Annotated in this window: 17 protein-coding genes; 7 read left to right on the top strand and 10 right to left on the bottom strand. The window is 74.9% G+C overall.

Features of this window, described 5'->3' with window-relative positions; genetic code table 11:
- Positions 1 to 67: 67 nt before the first annotated feature.
- Positions 68 to 1,381 (top strand): serine hydrolase domain-containing protein, encoded by a 1,314-nt coding sequence (locus ACQUFX_RS04105; protein ID WP_428964690.1) that lies wholly within the window; start codon positions 68 to 70, stop codon positions 1,379 to 1,381.
- A 41-nt stretch (positions 1,382 to 1,422) separates the two neighbouring features.
- Here ACQUFX_RS04105 and ACQUFX_RS04100 read toward each other — a convergent pair whose 3' ends face one another.
- Complete coding sequence (locus ACQUFX_RS04100) at positions 1,423 to 2,247, bottom strand: DUF3097 domain-containing protein (protein ID WP_428964689.1); 825 nt, start codon at positions 2,245 to 2,247, stop codon at positions 1,423 to 1,425.
- Positions 2,248 to 2,435: 188 nt separating this feature from the next.
- Here ACQUFX_RS04100 and ACQUFX_RS04095 point away from each other — a divergent pair, with 188 nt between their 5' ends.
- Positions 2,436 to 3,230 carry a hypothetical protein gene (locus ACQUFX_RS04095; protein WP_396890654.1) on the top strand — a complete coding sequence of 265 codons (795 nt, stop codon included), beginning with the start codon at positions 2,436 to 2,438 and terminating at the stop codon, positions 3,228 to 3,230.
- A gap of 33 nt (positions 3,231 to 3,263) precedes the next feature.
- Here the strand turns inward: ACQUFX_RS04095 and ACQUFX_RS04090 are convergent, their stop codons facing one another.
- The 7 genes from ACQUFX_RS04090 to ACQUFX_RS04060 form a co-directional block, all read right to left on the bottom strand.
- Entirely contained in the window at positions 3,264 to 4,043 is a 780-nt protein-coding gene (locus tag ACQUFX_RS04090) for an HAD-IIA family hydrolase (protein ID WP_428964688.1), read from the bottom strand.
- A gap of 45 nt (positions 4,044 to 4,088) precedes the next feature.
- Entirely contained in the window at positions 4,089 to 5,117 is a 1,029-nt protein-coding gene (locus ACQUFX_RS04085; protein WP_428964687.1) for a ferrochelatase, read from the bottom strand.
- A gap of 136 nt (positions 5,118 to 5,253) precedes the next feature.
- A complete protein-coding gene (gene fabI, locus ACQUFX_RS04080) occupies positions 5,254 to 6,024 on the bottom strand; it encodes an enoyl-ACP reductase FabI (RefSeq protein ID WP_428964686.1) in 771 nt (256 codons plus the stop codon).
- Between the two features lie 20 nt (positions 6,025 to 6,044).
- Positions 6,045 to 6,749, bottom strand: coding sequence for a 3-oxoacyl-ACP reductase FabG (fabG, locus tag ACQUFX_RS04075; protein ID WP_428964685.1), 705 nt, complete (start codon positions 6,747 to 6,749; stop codon positions 6,045 to 6,047).
- A gap of 153 nt (positions 6,750 to 6,902) precedes the next feature.
- Positions 6,903 to 7,853, bottom strand: coding sequence for a VWA domain-containing protein (locus tag ACQUFX_RS04070; RefSeq protein ID WP_428964684.1), 951 nt, complete (start codon positions 7,851 to 7,853; stop codon positions 6,903 to 6,905).
- Entirely contained in the window at positions 7,850 to 8,860 is a 1,011-nt protein-coding gene (locus ACQUFX_RS04065; protein ID WP_428966854.1) for a DUF58 domain-containing protein, read from the bottom strand. The genes ACQUFX_RS04070 and ACQUFX_RS04065 overlap by 4 nt, the downstream gene beginning before the upstream one ends.
- Positions 8,845 to 9,942, bottom strand: a complete 1,098-nt coding sequence (locus ACQUFX_RS04060) for an AAA family ATPase (protein WP_428964683.1) — start codon at positions 9,940 to 9,942, stop codon at positions 8,845 to 8,847. The genes ACQUFX_RS04065 and ACQUFX_RS04060 overlap by 16 nt, the downstream gene beginning before the upstream one ends.
- Before the next feature lie 394 nt (positions 9,943 to 10,336).
- Here ACQUFX_RS04060 and ACQUFX_RS04055 point away from each other — a divergent pair, with 394 nt between their 5' ends.
- The 3 genes from ACQUFX_RS04055 to ACQUFX_RS04045 are packed head-to-tail and all read left to right on the top strand — an operon-like array spanning position 10,337 to position 12,599.
- Positions 10,337 to 10,561: a hypothetical protein gene (locus ACQUFX_RS04055; RefSeq protein ID WP_428964682.1), complete on the top strand. Its 225-nt coding sequence runs from the start codon at positions 10,337 to 10,339 to the stop codon at positions 10,559 to 10,561.
- The gene (locus tag ACQUFX_RS04050) at positions 10,558 to 11,112 is read left to right on the top strand and encodes a PH domain-containing protein (RefSeq protein ID WP_428964681.1); all 555 of its coding nucleotides are present in this window, start codon (positions 10,558 to 10,560) and stop codon (positions 11,110 to 11,112) included. Before ACQUFX_RS04055 ends, ACQUFX_RS04050 begins: the two co-directional genes overlap by 4 nt.
- Complete coding sequence (locus tag ACQUFX_RS04045) at positions 11,109 to 12,599, top strand: PH domain-containing protein (RefSeq protein WP_428964680.1); 1,491 nt, start codon at positions 11,109 to 11,111, stop codon at positions 12,597 to 12,599. The genes ACQUFX_RS04050 and ACQUFX_RS04045 overlap by 4 nt, the downstream gene beginning before the upstream one ends.
- 81 nt (positions 12,600 to 12,680) lie before the next feature.
- Here the strand turns inward: ACQUFX_RS04045 and ACQUFX_RS04040 are convergent, their stop codons facing one another.
- The gene (locus ACQUFX_RS04040; RefSeq protein ID WP_428964679.1) at positions 12,681 to 13,886 is read right to left on the bottom strand and encodes a phosphatase PAP2 family protein; all 1,206 of its coding nucleotides are present in this window, start codon (positions 13,884 to 13,886) and stop codon (positions 12,681 to 12,683) included.
- A 101-nt stretch (positions 13,887 to 13,987) separates the two neighbouring features.
- Between ACQUFX_RS04040 and ACQUFX_RS04035 the strand changes: the two genes are divergently transcribed.
- Together ACQUFX_RS04035 and ACQUFX_RS04030 are read left to right on the top strand one after the other, a co-directional pair.
- Positions 13,988 to 14,383: a thioesterase family protein gene (locus ACQUFX_RS04035; protein ID WP_428964678.1), complete on the top strand. Its 396-nt coding sequence runs from the start codon at positions 13,988 to 13,990 to the stop codon at positions 14,381 to 14,383.
- Complete coding sequence (locus ACQUFX_RS04030) at positions 14,380 to 15,210, top strand: MBL fold metallo-hydrolase (RefSeq protein ID WP_428964677.1); 831 nt, start codon at positions 14,380 to 14,382, stop codon at positions 15,208 to 15,210. The genes ACQUFX_RS04035 and ACQUFX_RS04030 overlap by 4 nt, the downstream gene beginning before the upstream one ends.
- A gap of 39 nt (positions 15,211 to 15,249) precedes the next feature.
- Here the strand turns inward: ACQUFX_RS04030 and ACQUFX_RS04025 are convergent, their stop codons facing one another.
- Positions 15,250 to 16,179 (bottom strand): PfkB family carbohydrate kinase, encoded by a 930-nt coding sequence (locus ACQUFX_RS04025; RefSeq protein WP_428966853.1) that lies wholly within the window; start codon positions 16,177 to 16,179, stop codon positions 15,250 to 15,252.
- Between the last annotated feature and the right edge of the window lie 315 nt (positions 16,180 to 16,494).

The raw sequence follows: 16,494 nt of genomic DNA, 5'->3' as shown, positions 1-16,494 counted from the left end.
CGCACGTCCCGCCGAATGCCATGATCAGTAGGCTCAATCTCCGAACCGCGAGTCGAGGAGGACCGCCGTGTCGCTGGCGCCCGACACCGCCCGCCGGGTGGACGCGCTCGTCACCGGGGCCCAGGCCATCGGCCGGGCCCCCTCGCTGCTGGTCGGCGTCGTCCGGGACGGCGCCCTCACCCACCTCGCGGGCGCCGGTGAGCACCCCCGACCGGACGCCGACCGGCAGTACCGGCTCGGCTCGATCACCAAGACCATGACCGCCGTCCTGGTGCTGGCCCACCGCGACGCCGGCCGGCTGGCCCTCGACGACCCGCTGGACCGGTACCTGCCGGGCACCCCGCTCGCCCCGCGCACCCTGCGCCAGCTCCTCGGCCACGCCAGCGGCCTGCAACGGGAGCCCGACGGCCCCTGGTGGGAACGCTCCGCCGGTGGCGACCTGGCCACCCTGCTCGCCGGGCTCACCCCGGAGAAGGTCGCCCTGGCCCCGCACGCCGCGTACCACTACTCGAACCTGGCGTACGGGCTGCTCGGCGGGGTGCTCGAACGGGTCACCGGCACGCCCTGGTGGACGCTGCTGACCCGGCACGTCCTCGACCCGCTCGGCCTGACCCGCACCACGTACCAGGCCAGCGAGCCGTACGCCCGGGGGTACGTGGTGCACCCCTGGCACGACACTCTGCGCGAGGAGCCGCGTACCGACACCGGGGCGATGGCCCCCGCCGGGCAGCTCTGGTCCACCGCCACCGACCTGGCCCGCTGGGCGGCCTTCCTGGCCGACCCCGATCCGGCGGTGCTCGCGCCGGAGACGGTCACCGAGATGTGCGCCCCGGTGGCGATCAACGACCTCGACTCGTGGACCGGCGGCCACGGGCTCGGTCTGGAGCTGTACCGCGACGGCGACCGGGTGTACGTCGGGCACGGCGGGTCGATGCCCGGCTACGTGGCCGCCCTGGCGGTGCACCGGCCCACCCGTACCGGCGTGATCGGTTTCGCCAACTCGTACGGCCTGCGCGGCGGGCACATCGGCGCGCTCGCCCGGCAGGTGCTGACCCTGGTGCTGGACGCCGAGCCGACCCCGGTGGCCCCGTGGCGCCCGGCCGCCACCCCGCCCCCGGCCGCCCTGGCCGACCTCACCGGCCGCTGGTGGTGGATGGGGTACGAGTACGAACTGCGCGCCGAGGCCGACGGCACGCTGGTCGCCGGCCCGGTGGGCAGCCCGACCCTGCGGTTCACCCCGGAGGGGCCGGACCGGTGGCGGGGCCGCTCCGGCGCGCAGCACGGGGAGATCCTGTCGGTGCTGCGCGACGGGGCCGGCCACCCGGTGGCCCTGGACATCGCCACCTTCGTCTTCACCCGCTCCCCCGACCAGGAACCCTGACCCAGCCGGCCACCGGCCTGACCCGGCGCGCCCGCCCCGGGTCAGGCCGGGGCGTCGGCGGGCTCGGTGACGAAGTCGATCAGGCGCTCCATCGCGGTGATCAGCGGGGTCTCCACGTCGGCGAAACTGTCCACCCGGGACAGGATGTGCCGCCACATGTCGGCGGGGTCGGCGACGCCCAGTGCCGCGCAGACCCCCTCCTTCCACGGCCGCCCCGGCGGCACCACGGGCCACGCCGCGATGCCCAACGCCGCCGGCCTCACCGCCTGCCACACGTCGACGTACGGATGCCCGGTCACCAGCACGTACGGGGAGTCGACCCGGGCCACCAGCCGGCTCTCCTTGCTGCCCGGCACCAGGTGGTCGACGAGCACACCGAGGCGCCGGGTCGGACCCGGGGCGAAGTCACGCACCTCGGCCTCCAGCGCGTCGATGCCGTCCAGCGGCTCCACCACGACCCCCTCGATCCGCAGGTCGTCGCCCCAGATCCGCTCGACCAGCGCGGCGTCGTGGACACCCTCCACCCAGATCCGGCTGGCCCGCGCCACCCGCGCCCGTACCCCGTCGACCGCGACCGACCCGGAGGCGGTCCGCCGCCGCGCGGCGGGCACCGGCGTGCGCGCCGGCCGGCGCAGGGTCACCGGCGACCCGTCGAGCAGGAACGCCGCCGGCAGCAGCGGAAAGTTGCGCCGCCGGCCGTGCCGGTCCTCCAGCACCACCGCGCCGGAGTCGAACCCGACCACCGCGCCGCAGAACCCGGAGTCGGCGTCCTCGACCACGAGGTCGACCTCGGCGTCCACCTCGGGAATGGTCCGGCGCCGCCGCCAGTCCCCGGCCAGTACGTCCTCGCCGTATCGCCCTGCCATGCCGAGCACGGTAACCCGCGAGCGGCCCCGGCCCACCCCCGGCGCGCCGCCCGGCCAGGCCCATGATCGGGACGAAAACGGTGCGGCACAGGGCATTCCACGCATGGTCGGCGAGGCGGGCCGGGGCCACCGGACGGGTGCCCCGGCAGTCGAGACAGAGGCGCCGCTCACCACGTACTCTTCTCTGCATGTCCTCCCCAGCAACGGGCGCAGACACCCTTGCTCCGCGCCGGTCCAGCCGGTTCGTGGCCTGGGTCCGCGCGTGGCGGGCCGGTCTGGTGCCCTTCGACGACGTCGCCGAGGAGATCGCCGGCGACGAGGAGCACCTGGTCGCGGACGCCCCCGGCACATGGACCGACGTCCCGCTCTCCACCGCGCTGCCCACCCTGGCGAAACTCTCCCCGGACGAGATCCGGCTGGTGCTGCCGGCCCCCGGCGACCCGCGCGGGCTGCCCGGCCCGGGTGACTTCACCGGCGCCGCGCTGCTCGCCGGCGAGGCCGTCGTCGCCGGGAGCCTGGGGCTGATCCCGCAGGTGCGCACGCACACCTCCGGGTCGGGGATGACCTTCGAGACGGTGCTGTGGCGGGTGTGGCCGCTGCCGCCGACCGCGCCCGCCGCGTCGCTCGGCGCGCCCTGCGCGGCCGAGGCCGAGGCGGAGTTGGCCGCCGCGCTGGCCGAGACGACCGCCGCGCTGACCCGGCTCGACGTCGCCCAGTGGCGGCCCGAGCTGGCCGGGGCGCTGGCCGCGCTGCGCCGCCCCGACGGCACCACCGACCTGCCCCCGGGGTTCGACCCCCGGGCCCGCCGGCTGTTCGCCCGCGCCGCCGTGCTCGACCGGGTGCTGGCCCTGGCCGGGCACGCCGCGCCCGGCGGGGCGGTCAACAACTACGAGGCGCAGCAGCGCGACGCCGCCCTGCGGCCGTTGACCGTCGCCTGCCGGCAGGCCCTGGTCGCCGCCTGCAACGCCCCGCTGCGCCCGTAGCGGCCACCCCGGTCGCCGTCGGCCGGGCGCGGGTCAGATCTCGTCGATCAGGTCGGCCACCGAGTTGACGATCCGGGAGGGACGGTACGGGTACCGTTCCGCCTCCGTGCGGGTGCTGATCCCGGTCAGCACCAGGATCGTCTCCAGCCCCGCCTCCAGTCCACACAGGACGTCGGTGTCCATCCGGTCACCGATCATCGCGGTCGTCTCGGAGTGCGCGTCGATCGTGTTCAGCGCCGACCGCATCATCATCGGGTTCGGCTTGCCGACGAAGTACGGCTCGACCCCGGTGGCCTTGGAGATCATCGCGGCCACCGACCCGGCGGCCGGCAGCGCCCCCTCCACCGACGGGCCGGTCGCGTCCGGGTTGGTGCAGATGAACCGGGCCCCGTCGTTGATCAGCCGGATCGCCTTGGTGATCGCCTCGAAGCTGTAGGTACGGGTCTCTCCCAGCACCACGTAGTCCGGCGCGAAGTCGGTCAGCACGTACCCGACGGCGTGCAGGGCGGTGGTCAGCCCGGCCTCCCCGATCACGTACGCCGTGCCACCCGGCCGCTGGTCGGCGAGGAACTGGGCGGTGGCCAGCGCCGACGACCAGATTGCCTGCTCCGGCACCTCGAAGCCCATCCGGGTGAGCCGGGCCCGCAGGTCCCGGGGGGTGTAGATGGAGTTGTTGGTGAGCACCAGGAACGGCTTGCCCGAGGCGCGCAGCCGGTTGACGAACTCCGGCGCCCCCGGCACCGGCTGTCCCTCGTGCACCAGCACGCCGTCCATGTCGGTCAGCCAGCTCTCCACCGGCTTGCGTTCTGTCATCTGTCGTCCCAGGGGTGTGGTGTGCGGTGGCCCGGTGCGGGCGGGTCAGGGGCGGCGGGCCGGCACGCAGCACACCGTCGGGCAGGTGTCCCACATCGGCAGCTCTCCGAGGCGTCGCCGCAGCGTGGCGCCGTCCGGGTCGGTCCGCTCCCGGACCAGCTCGCGGACCATCGCCACGAACCGGGGGTCGGTGCCCGGGGTACCGGCCCGGACGAAGTCCAGCCCGAGCTGCCTGGCCGTCTCCAGCGCCTCGGTGTCGAGGTCCCACACCACCTCCAGGTGGTCGGAGACGAACCCGATCGGACTGACCACCACGGCGGTGGTGCCCGCCCCGGCCAGCGTGGCGAGGTGGTCGTTGACGTCCGGTTCCAGCCACGGCACGTGCGGCGGGCCGGAGCGGCTCTGCCACACCAGGTCGTACGGCAGGTCGGGGGCCGCTGCGGCGGCCACCAGCCGGGCCGTCTCGTGCAGTTGCGCCTCGTACCGGCCGCCGTGCGGGCCGGCGCTGGCCGCCATCGAGGTGGGCACGGAGTGGGCGGTGAAGACCAGCCGGGTGCTGCCCCGGCGGGCCGGGTCGAGCTGGGCCAGCGCCGCCCGGACCGCGTCGGCGTGCGGCTCGACGAAACCCGGGTGGTCCCAGAACTGGCGGAGCTTGTCGATCACCGGGGCGTCCGGCCCGACCGCCGCCCGCGCCGCCACGATGTCCTCCTGGTACTGCCGGCAGGACGAGTACCCGCCGTAGGCGCTGGTGACAAAGGCCAGCGCGCGGCGGACCCCGTCGTCGCGCATCTGCGCGACGGTGTCGGCGAGCATCGGGGTCCAGTTCCGGTTGCCCCAGTACACCGGCAGGTCGAGGCCGTGCGCGGCGAAGTCGGCCCGGATCGCGGCGAGCAGGTCCCGGCACTGCTGGTTGATCGGGGACACCCCGCCGAAGTGCTGGTAGTGCTCGGCCACCTCGGCGAGCCGCTCCGGGGGCACCCCGCGACCCCGGGTCACGTTCTGCAGGAACGGCACCACGTCCTCGGGCCGCTCCGGGCCACCGAAGGAGAGCAGCACCACCGCGTCGTACGCCATGGGGCCATTCTTCCCCGCCCGCCCCGCCGCCTGACCGACACCCCCTGCCAGAAGGAAGGGCCCCCTCTTAACACCCGGCGGTGAGAGGGGTGCCCCTCTCTACCGTAGGCGTTAACAAGGGGCCCTTCCTTACACCTCAGGCGGCGCCGAGGGCGTGGTAGCCGCCGTCGACGTGCACGATCTCGCCGGTGGTGGCGGGGAACCAGTCCGAGAGCAGGGCGAGGCAGGCGCGGGCGGCCGGCTCCTGGTCGGTGAGGCTCCAGGGCAGCGGGGCCCGCTCGGCCCAGCTCTCCTCGAACTTCTCGAAGCCGGGGATCGACTTCGCGGCCATGGTCCGCAGCGGACCGGCGGCGACCAGGTTGCTGCGGATGCCCTTGGGGCCCAGGTGCATGGCGAGGTAGCGGGAGGCGGACTCCAGCCCGGCCTTGGCCACCCCCATCCAGTCGTAGACCGGCCACGCCTTGGTCGCGTCGAAGGTGAGCCCGACCACCGCGCCACCCGGCTGCATCAGCGGCAGCGCCGCCACGGCCAGGGACTTGTACGAGTACGTCGAGACGTGCAGCGCGGTCGCCACGTCCTCCCAGGGGGCGTCGAGGAAGCCCCCGCCGAGGCAGCTCTGCGGGGCGAAGCCGATCGAGTGGACCACCCCGTCGAGGCCGTCGACGTGTTCGCGGACCTTGTCGGCCAGGCCGGCGAGCTGCTCGGGGTTGGTGACGTCGAGTTCGATCACCGGGGCCGGCTCGGGCAGCCGCTTGGCGATCCGCTGGACCAGGGAGAGCCGGCCGTAGCCGGTGAGGACGACCTGCGCGCCGTTCTCCTGGGCGAGCTTCGCCACCGAGAAGGCGATCGAGGAGTCGGTGATGACGCCGGTGACCAGCAGTCGCTTACCGGCGAGCAGTCCGGACATGTCGTGGTTCCTCCGTGTTGTCAGTGCCCCATACCCAGGCCGCCGTCGACCGGGATCACAGCGCCGGTGATGTAACCCGCCGCGTCCCCGGCCAGCCAGGTGATCACCCCGGCGACCTCCTCGGCGCTGGCCAGCCGACCGGCCGGGATCGCCTTGACGTACTCGGCCCGGCGCTCCTCGGGCAGCGCGGCGGTCATGTCGGTGTCGATGAAGCCCGGGGCGACCACGTTCGCGGTGATGTTGCGGCTGCCCAGCTCCCGGGTGATCGAGCGGGCCACGCCGACCAGGCCGGCCTTGCTCGCCGCGTAGTTGACCTGGCCGGGGCCGCCGTACAGGCCGATCACCGAGGAGACGAAGATCATCCGGCCCCACTTCGCGCGGAGCATCTTGCCGGTGGCCCGCTTGGCACAGCGGAACGCGCCGGTGAGGTTGGTGTCCAGTACCCGGGTGAACTGCTCCTCGGACATCCGCAGCAGCAGCGTGTCGTCGGTGATGCCGGCGTTGGCGACCAGTACCTCGACCGGGCCCAGCTCGGCCTCGACGGCGCTGAAGGCCGCGTCGACGGAGGCGGAGTCGGTGACGTCGCACTTGACCCCGAACAGCCCCTCCGGCGCGTCCCCGGAGCGGTGGGTCACCGCCACCCGGTCGCCCTGCTTGGCGAAGGCCTGCGCCACGGCCAGGCCGATCCCCCGGTTGCCGCCGGTCACCAGCACGGTACGGGCCACGGCTCCCCCTCTGGTCTCTCGCTGATCACGTCTGACGCTGATCACGTCGGAGGGAGCCTAGGCGTTACCGGCAGGTAATCGCTAACCAGCACGCCCACCACGCGGTACGCCGCCCCGGCGCGGCCCGGAGCGGCCGGGCCGGGGCGGCGAGGCTCAGACGATCCGGGAGGTCCAGAGCAGGCTGGTCGCCCCGGCGCAGAGCGCCAACAGCAGCGCCAGCCCGGCGTACCACTGGGTGATCTCCCGGGCCTCGGTCCGGAACCCGATGGAGCTGCCCATGTCCTGGTACACCTGCTTCAGCTCGGTCACCGAGGCGGCCTCGTAGAAGTAGCCCTCGGTGGTCTCGGCCAGCTCGGCCAGGGCCATCCGGTCCACCGGTACCCGCTGGAGCTGCCCGCCGATGTCCACCTGGCCGGAGTCGGTGCCGAAGGCGATGGTGGAGACCGGCACGTTGGCCGCCTGCGCGGCGGCGGCGGCCTCCTCCACCGACCGGCCGGAGGTCCGGAAACCGTCGGAGAGCAGCACGATCCGGGCCGGGGGGATGCCGGCCGCCCCGTCGGCGGGGACCGACCGGATCGCCTCCAGGGAGGTGAAGACCGCCTCCCCGGTCGCGGTCGCCTCGGCCAGCACCAGCCCGTCGATCGCGCTGGTCACCGCGCCCCGGTCCTTGCCCGGCGGGACCAGCACGTTCGCCGACTGGGCGAACGAGACCAGACCGAGGTTGTACGTCTCGGGCAGCTCGCCGACGAACTGCTTGGCCGCCTCCTGGGCGGCCTCCAGCCGGTTCGGCGACACGTCGTCGGCCTGCATCGACAGCGACACGTCGATGGCGAGCATGATGGTCGCCCGCTCCAACGGCTCCCGGGTGTCCAGCGCCGGCCGGGCCAGCGCGGTGCCCAGCACCAGCAGGCAGAGCAGGAACGCGGTCGCCGGGACGTGCCGACGCCAGCCCAGCCCCTTCGGCGCGACCGTGCGCAGCAGGTCCACGTTGGTGAACCGGACCGCGTACGTCTTGCGGTGCAGTTGCCGCCAGACGTAGAAGGCGGCGAGGGCGAGCACCGGCAGCAGGGCCAGCAGCCACCACGGTTGCAGAAAACGGATCATCGTGTCGTCCCCCGGGTGCGGGCGTGCCGCTGCGCGGCCACGAAGCGCACCATGTCGAGCAGCCAGTCGGTGTCGGTACGCAGTCGCAGGTGGGCGGCGCCGGCGCCGCGCAGCTCCCGGGCGATCGCCGCCCGCTGGGCGCCGGCCGCCTCGGCGTACCGGCGGCGCAGCCCCGGATCGGCGGTCTGCACCTCGTGCAGCTCCCCGGTCTCCGGGTCGACCACCGGCAGCACCCCGACGTCGGGCAGCTCCAGCTCACGCGGGTCGACCACCTCGATGGCCAGCACGTCGTGCCGGACCCGCAGCTTGCGGATCGGCCGCCCCCACTGCTGCGGCGGGGCCAGGAAGTCGGAGACCACCACCGCCACCCCCCGGCGGCGCGGCGGCCGGTTCAGCATGTCGACCAGCGCACCCAGGTCGCTGCGGCCCGGTCGCACCGGGGTACGGGCGATGGCCCGCAGCAGCCCCTGGGCCTCCTTTCGGCCGGCGCGCGCCGGCACCCGCACGGTCACCCCGGGGCCGGTCGGCGCGGGCGTGGCCCGCCACCGACGGGTCGGCACGGGCTCCGCGCCGGTGCCGATCACCGCGCCGATGCGGTTGCCGCCCCGCACGGTCAGGTGGGTCATCGCCGCCGCGGCGGCGACCACCAGGTCCCGCTTGAGCCAGCGGCCGGTGCCGAAGTCCAGGCTCGCCGAGAGGTCCACCGCCAGCCAGGTCTCCAGCTCCCGGTCGGCCACCGTCCGCCGCACGTGCGCGGTGGTGGTCCGCGCGGTGACCGGCCAGTCCATCCGGCGCACGTCGTCGCCGGGGCGGTACTCCCGCGACTCCCCCGCCTCGCTGCCGGGGCCGGGGAGCAGGCCCGCGTAGTCGCCCTGGAGCAGGCCGTCGAGCTTGCGGGTGACCATGAGCTGGAGCCGGGACAGCACGGCCTCGGTACGGGGCGGCACCGCCCCGGCGCCGGGGGCCGGGGTGGGGGTGGGCACCGGCACGGCTACTGACCGGGCCAGCCGCTGCCCGGCCCGCCGGGCGCAGGTGGGGTGGCCTGCTGCCGGGGGGCCACCGACGGCAGCGGGATGGTCGACATCACCCGGTGCACGACGTGGTCGGCCGGGACGTCGTCGGCGAGCGCGTCGTAGCTGAGCACCAGCCGGTGCCGCAGGATGTCCGGGGCGACGTCCTGCACGTCCTGCGGCAGGGCGTAGTCGCGCCCGCGCAGCAGCGCCAGCGCCCGGGTGGCCCGGACCAGGCCGAGCGAGGCGCGCGGGCTGGCCCCGTACTGGATCAGTTGCGCCACGTCGGGCATCCCGTGCTCGTTCGGCGACCGGGTGGCCAGCACCAGCCGGACCGCGTAGTCGATCAGCGCGTTGTGCACGAAGACCTGGTCCGCCTTGCGTTGCAGGGCGAGCAGGTCGCTGGTGGTGAAGACCGGCACCGGCACCGGCGGGGCCACCCCCATCCGGTAGACGATCTCCCGCTCCTCGGCGTCGGTCGGGTACCCGACCACGATCTTCATGAGGAAGCGGTCCCGCTGCGCCTCCGGCAACGGGTAGACGCCCTCCTGCTCGATCGGGTTCTGGGTGGCCATCACCAGGAACGGCTCCGGCACCCGGTGGGTCTCGCCGCCGATGGAGACCTGCCGCTCGCTCATCACCTCCAGCAGCGCCGACTGCACCTTGGCCGGCGCCCGGTTGATCTCGTCGGCCAGCAGGAAGTTGACGAACACCGGGCCCAGCTCCACGTCGAACTTCTCGCTGGACTGCCGGTAGATCCGGGTACCCATGATGTCGGCCGGGACCAGGTCCGGGGTGAACTGCACCCGGGCGAAGGAGCCGCCGACCACCGTGGCGAGGGTCTCCACGGCGAGGGTCTTCGCCACCCCGGGCACCCCCTCCAGCAGGCAGTGACCCCGGGCGAGCAGCGCGACGAACATCCGCTCGACCATCCGGTCCTGCCCGACGATCACCCGCTTGATCTCGAACAGCGCCCGCTCCAGCAGGGTGGCGTCCTCCGCGGGGGTGGTCACCGGGGCGGGGGTCCCCGGGGAGCCGGCGCCGGTCGGCGGGGCGTCGGGTGTGGTCGGCTGGGCCACCGGTCCTCCACAGCGTGCTCGGTTGTCACGACGTCGTGCCGTACAAGACTCGCATGCCCGGCTGAGAGCCGAGACGGGGAGAAGGCGTTTTTCGCCACGCCGTCCCGCCATGCCCGAAACGCCGACACGGGTGGACACGAGGGGCCCCGGCGTGTGTACGATTCATCCCGTCGCCGGGCGGCTCCCCCCGTGGCCGCCCGGCGCTCATCTTCCCCGGTCACCGGCCCGCACCTCCCGATCGCTGGGCCCCCGAGCGCCGGCCCGCACCCCTCGGTCGCTGGGCCCCCGATCGCCGGTCCGACACCCTCCGGCCGCCGCCCCACCGCATCCCGGTCGACGGGGCCGCCGACGGCGGAGCGGCCAGCCGGCCGGCCCCGTCGCTAGACTGGCCCCGATGACCAGCCCCACCGACGAGAGCCCCGTCTGCTCGGCCCGTGGCTGCCGGGAGCCCGCCGCCTGGGCTCTACTCTGGAACAATCCCCGGCTGCACGACGCCGCCCGACGCAAGACCTGGCTGGCCTGTCCGGAGCACCGGGCCACCCTCGGTGACTTTCTCGATGCCCGGGGCTTTCTCCGGGAGGTCGCTGCGGCCCCCGGATCGCCTACGCTCGACACGTGAGCGCACCCGACAGATCACCGGCCGTCGACGGGGACGACCCGGCCGGGGCGGCGGCTGCCCCGGTCAGCCCGCTGGACCCCTGGCCCGCCACCGTACGATGGCAGTCGATCTCCCACGACCTGATCTGGGTGGAGCTGATCCGGCTGGCGCTGACCCTGGCCGTGCTCGTGATCGGGCTCGCCGTCGGCTGGGCGCTCGCCGGGCACTGGTTCTTCGGCGCCGCCCTCGGAGCCGTCGCGGTGCTGGCCGCCTGGCGGGTGGTGGCGATCGTGCGCGCCGTCCGCGTCTGGGGCTACGCCGAACGCGACAACGACCTGCTGGTCCGGCACGGTCTGCTGGTCCGGCGGCTCTCCATCGTCCCGTACTCCCGGATGCAGTTCGTCGACGTCAGCGCCGGCCCCCTGGAGCGGGCCTTCGACCTGGCCACCGTGCAACTGCACACCGCCGCGGCGGCCACCGACGCGCGGGTGCCCGGCCTGCGGCCGGCGGAGGCGTCCCGGCTGCGTGACCGGCTCACCGCCCTCGGCGAAGACCGCGCGGAGGGCCTGTGACGGCCGGCCCCGGGCCGGCCCAGGAGCCGACCGGCCCCCACCCGGCGGACCTCGGCGCGGACCAGCCCGCGTGGGCGGACCGGGGCGCACCGGCAGAGCCGCCCGCACCCGGGGAGCAGGTTGGGCTGGCCGGCGCGGTCGGGCCCGTGGCCTGGCCGGCGGGCGTACCCGAGGGGGGCGAGCCGCGCCAACGGCTGCACCCGCTCAGCCCGGCGTTGCACGGGGCCAAGTCGCTGGTCGTGGTGATCGCCGGGCTCTCCTGGTCGACCCTGTCCCGGGTGGGCTTCGGCTGGTTCGCGGCGATGGTCGCCGTCCTGGCGCTGGGCGCCACCGTGCTCTCGCTGGTGAGCTGGTACAACACCGGTTACCACGTGGTCGGCCGGGAACTGCGCGTGCACGAGGGGCTGCTCTGGCGCCGGACCCGGGCGATCCCGCTGGAACGGCTCCAGGCCGTGGAGGTGGTCCGCCCGCTGCTCGCCCAGCTCACCGGGCTCGCCGAGCTGCGGCTGGAGGTGGTGGGTGGCGGCAAGACCGAGGCCCCGCTGGCGTACCTGACCGTGGCCGACGCCGCCGCGCTGCGGGCCCGGCTGCTCGCCCTGGCCGCCGGGGCGGGCGCGGCGCCGGCCATCCCCGAGCCGGAGGAGGTGCCCGGGGCCGCGCCCGCCCCGGCGGTGACCGGCCGGCCGCTGCACGCCGTCCGCAACAAGGACCTGCTGGTCAGCCAACTGCTCACCCCCCAGGCGTTCCTGCTGCCGTTCGGGGTGGCGTTCGTGCTGGCCCAGTTCTTCTCCGAGGGGTCGACGTCGTTCATCGCGGTGGCGAGCACCCTCACCGCGATGGCCGGGGTGCTGCTGCAACCGATCCGCCGGGTGCTGGACGACTGGGCGTTCCGCATCGCCCGCGACGACGAGGTGCTGCGCATCCGCAACGGGCTGCTGGAGACCCGGGCGCAGACCGTACCGCTCAACCGGGTGCAGACGGTCGGCGTCACCTGGCCGTTGCTGTGGCGGGTCAAGGGCTGGCTGCGGCTGCGGCTGGAGGTGGCCGGCTACTCGGCGGGCGAGTCGGACGACCGCAACCGGCCGGACCGGCTGCTGCCCGTCGGTGACCTGCCGACCGGAGAGCTGATCGTGACCGAGGTGCTGCCCGGGGTCCGGCTGGCGGCGCTGCCGCTGACCCCGCCGCCGCCCCGGGCCCGCTGGTTGAACCCGCTGAGCCGGGCACGGCTGGGCGCGGTCCTCACCGACGAGGTCTTCGCCGTCCGCTCGGGCCTGCTGACCCGTCAGGTGACCCTGGTGCCGTACGCCCGGATCCAGAGCGTCCGGCTGGTGCAGGGGCCGGTGCAGCGCCGGCTCGGCCTGGCCACCGTGCACGCGGACACCGCCGGTGGCGCGGGCGCGGCGGCCCAGGACCGGGACCTCGCCGAGGCCCGGACGCTGGCCGCCGAACTCACCGCCCGCGCCCACACCGCCCGCCTCGGCACCTGACCAGGGTGCCCCGGGGTCGGATCGACCCCGGGGCGCCCTGGTCAGCCACGGAACTGGTCAGCCGGGGGGGCGAGCGGCGGGTCACCCGCTGACCGGTACCCCCGGGGTGCCGGCGGACGCGCTGCCCGCCGGCCCGGACCGGGTCTCCCCGGCGTCGTCCTGCGCCGCCCGTGGCCCGGCCGGCGCGGGCGCGGGTCGGGCGGCCGGCGTGGAGTCCGGTTCGGCGGCCGGCGCGGGCGACGCCTCGCCGTCCTGCGCCGACCCGGCCGCCGGCAGGGAGGCCGTCCCGACGGCGTCGGGGTCGTAGTCCGGGCCGGCGACCTGCGTCACCGGCCTGCGGCCCCGCCACCGGGCCCACCAGCGCTCGGCCAGGCCGACGACCAGGAAGGTCATCCCGACGTACAGCCAGCCGACCAGCACGTCGATGATGTAGTGCTCGCCGGAGTAGACCAGGGTGAAGGTCATCGCCAGCGGGTACATCAGCAGCAGCAGCCACCAGCGCCGCCGCACCGAGCGGAAGAAGAACAGCACCACGAACAGGGCCCAGGCGGTGTGCAGCGACGGCATCGCCGCCACCGGGTTCGAGGCGATCTGACCGGCGTTGAGCAGGTTGCCCGCGCCGCCCATGCCGAACGCCCGCCAGCCCCGGGTGGAGATCCGGGCGACCTCCTCCAGCATGCCGTACTGGGCCGCCCACCACGGCGGGGCGGCCGGGTAGAGGAAGTAGGTGGCCAGGCCGGAGGCGCAGAGGAAGCCGAAGCGGCTGATGAAGGCGATCCAGCGGGCCCGGTTGCGCATCCAGAGCACCGCCGCGGCGGCGAACGCCACCACGAAGTGCGAGAAGTACACCCAACTGACCAGCACGTCGTACCACTGCACGTCCGGCTTGTAGAGGTGCTGCTGGAGCCAGACCGTGGGCACGTCGCCGCCGGTGAGCCAGCCGAACATCACCCGGTCGGCGACGATCAGCTCGTAGGCGTGCGGGATCGCGCCGTTGTCGGCGAAGCCCCGGGAGAGGTTGTAGATGACGAGCAGGATCACCACCGGCGCCCAGTCACGGCCGAAACGCAGGTGGCTGCGCCACGGCCGGGCCGAGTGCCAGGCGATCGTCCCCGCCCAGATCCAGACGAAGGCGTACACCGGGTCGGTGGGCAGGCCGATTGTCAGCCAGCCGGCGACGAAGGCGACGCCCCAGATCGACATGGCGATCACGCGGCGGCGGCCACCGTCAGCCGGCGTGGGCTGCTCGGTCGGGGCGGGGGGCTGGGGGTCAGTCACGACGGCCATCGCGGTCAAGGTTAACGGCGCGCGGCGCATCGATGGACGCCGACCACCGTTGCGGTGCCGTCCGGTACCCGCCCCGCCCGTGCCGGCCTAGGCTGGAGGGCATGCAGGAGCACTCCCTCACCGCCGGTCTCGACGCCCGGGTCGAGCTGACCGTCACCGACGCCGACACCGCCCAGGCGGTCGGCTCGGGGGACGTGCCGGTGCTGGGTACCCCCCGGGTCCTCGCCCTCGCGGAGGCGGCCACCGTGGCGGCGACCGCGACCGGGCTGCCGCCCGGGGCGACCACCGTCGGGGTCCGCGTCGAGCTGGACCACCGGGCGGCGACCGTGGTCGGCCGGACGGTGGTCGCGCAGGCCCGCCTGACGACGGTCGACGGGCGGCGGCTGCTGTTCGAGGTGAGCGTCACCGAGGACGGCGCGACGGTCGCGCAGGGGCGGGTGGAGCGGCTGCTGGTCGACCGGCAGCGCTTCGTGGACCGGGCGGCGCGGACGTCATGACACTCCACTTCGTCGAGGTCGCCGACCGGGTGCACGTGCTGCGCGAGCCGCTGCTCGACGTCAACGTCACGCTGGTCGTCGGCGACGGGGCGGCGCTGCTGGTCGACACGCTCTCCACCGCCGGGCAGGCCGCCGCGCTGGCCGCCGCCGCCCGCGCGGTCACCGACGCGCCGTGGTCGGTGGTCAACACCCACCACCACTTCGACCACTGCTTCGGCAACGCCACCCTGGCCACCGACCCGCCCCGACCGGTGTACGCGCACGTCCGGGCCGCCGAGGAGCTGCGCGAGCGGCCGGACCAGGTCCGCCGGGCGGCCGCCGAGGAGATGCGCGCCGGGCAGCCGGCGCTCGCCGCCGAACTGGCCGCCACGGTGCTGCTCGCGCCGACGGAGACGGTGCACGTCGAGACGGTCCTCGACGTGGGCGGCCGGCGGGTGCTGCTGCGCCACCCGGGTCGCGGGCACACCGCCGGGGACCTGGTGGTGCACGTGCCGGACGCCGACGTCCTGGTCGCCGGGGACCTGGTCGAGTCCGGCGCCCCGCCGGACTTCGCCGAGTCGTACCCGTTGCAGTGGCCGGACGCGGTGGCCGACCTGCTCCGGCTGACCACGCCCACGACGGTGGTGATCCCCGGGCACGGCGACCTGGTCGACGTCGACTTCGTCCGGGCCCAGCACGCCCAGTTGGCGGAGTTGGCCTGGCTGATCCGGGCCGCGCACACCGCCGGGGCCCCGCCGGAGCGGGTCGCCGCCGAGGCCCCGTTCGGCGCCCGGCCGGGCCTGACCGCCGCCCGCCGCGCCTTCGGGCACCTGGACGGCCTCGACTGACGCTCCGCCGCTACCCGCCGCGCTGCCCTTCATTACACCTCAGGCGAAGCGGGCGGCGACCTCGGCGCGGGTGGGCATGGCGGTGGCCCCGCCCGGGGACTCGCAGACCACGGCGGCGACCCGCAACGCGAACGCCACCCGGTCGGCCCAGCCGGCCGGCTCCGCCGGCGCGCCCTCGGCGAGCAGGTCGGCGACGAGTGCCGCCATCACCGAGTCGCCCGCCCCGGTGGCGTCCACCGCGTCGACCGTCGGCGCGGGCACCCGGACCAGGTCCGGGCCGGCGGCGACCAGCGCGCCGGCCGCGCCGAGGGTGACCACCACCGCGCCCGCGCCCAGTTCCCGCAGGTACGCCGCCACGCCCTCGGCCGGCTCGCCGGGGTAGAGCAGGTCGGCGTCGGCGGCGCTCAGCTTGACCAGGTGCGCGCCGGCGGCGAACTCGGCCACCACCTCGCGCAGCCGGGGCAGGGCCTCCGGGCCGTCGAAGAGGCTGGGGCGGACGTTCGGGTCGAAGACCCGCAGGCCGGTGGCGAGTCCCCAGGCCCGCCGGAGGCCGGCGAGGGCGGCCGGGTACAGCAGCACGATGGAGCCGGCGTAGAGCACGTCCGCGCCGGCCACCAGGTCCGGGTCCAGGTCGTCGGCGCCGAGCAGGGCGTACGACGGGGGGTCGCCGTAGAAGCGGAAGTCCGGTTCGGGACCGGCGAAGGTGACCATGGCCAGCGCGGTCGGCGCGGCCACGGTCACCGCTCCGGTCAGGCCGACACCGGCGCCGGTGAGGAAGGCGCGGATCCGCTCGGCCAGCGCGTCGTCGCCGAGGGAGCCGACGAACTGCACCCGACCGCCGAGGCGGGCCACCCCGACGGCCACGTTGAGCGGTCCGCCGCCGATCGCCGGCAGGTAGACGGGCTGACCGTCGTACTCGGCGTCGAGCAGGTCGACCAGCGCCTCGCCGAGCACCACCGCGTGTCCCATCCCGTTCCCCTCGCCGTCGTCGTGCCGCGCGTCCGCCCCGGGATCACCGTACCGGGGCCGCTGGTGGTGCACCCGATCCACCGATCCCGCGCCGCCCGTCGGGGGTACCCGTCATCCGGAGCATCGACACTGAACTATTGCGAATGGAGTGTTCGACGTGATGAGATGGCGGTGGTCGGACGGTGTGGAGGGCTACCGCACCGCCGGCAGCGGGTTCGAGCCATACACGCGAGGGCAGCGGTCCGAGACGGACCGCACGCGACACGCGCTCGTCCGGCCCCTGGGGCCGCGGCGCGTCACGCGATCGTCACTACC

This window comes from Micromonospora fluostatini, assembly GCF_050410825.1.
In the GTDB taxonomy this organism is placed as follows: domain Bacteria; phylum Actinomycetota; class Actinomycetes; order Mycobacteriales; family Micromonosporaceae; genus Micromonospora; species Micromonospora rosaria.
The sequence above is the reverse complement of the archived record's forward strand: the minus strand, read 5'-3'. Positions and strand labels throughout refer to the sequence as shown.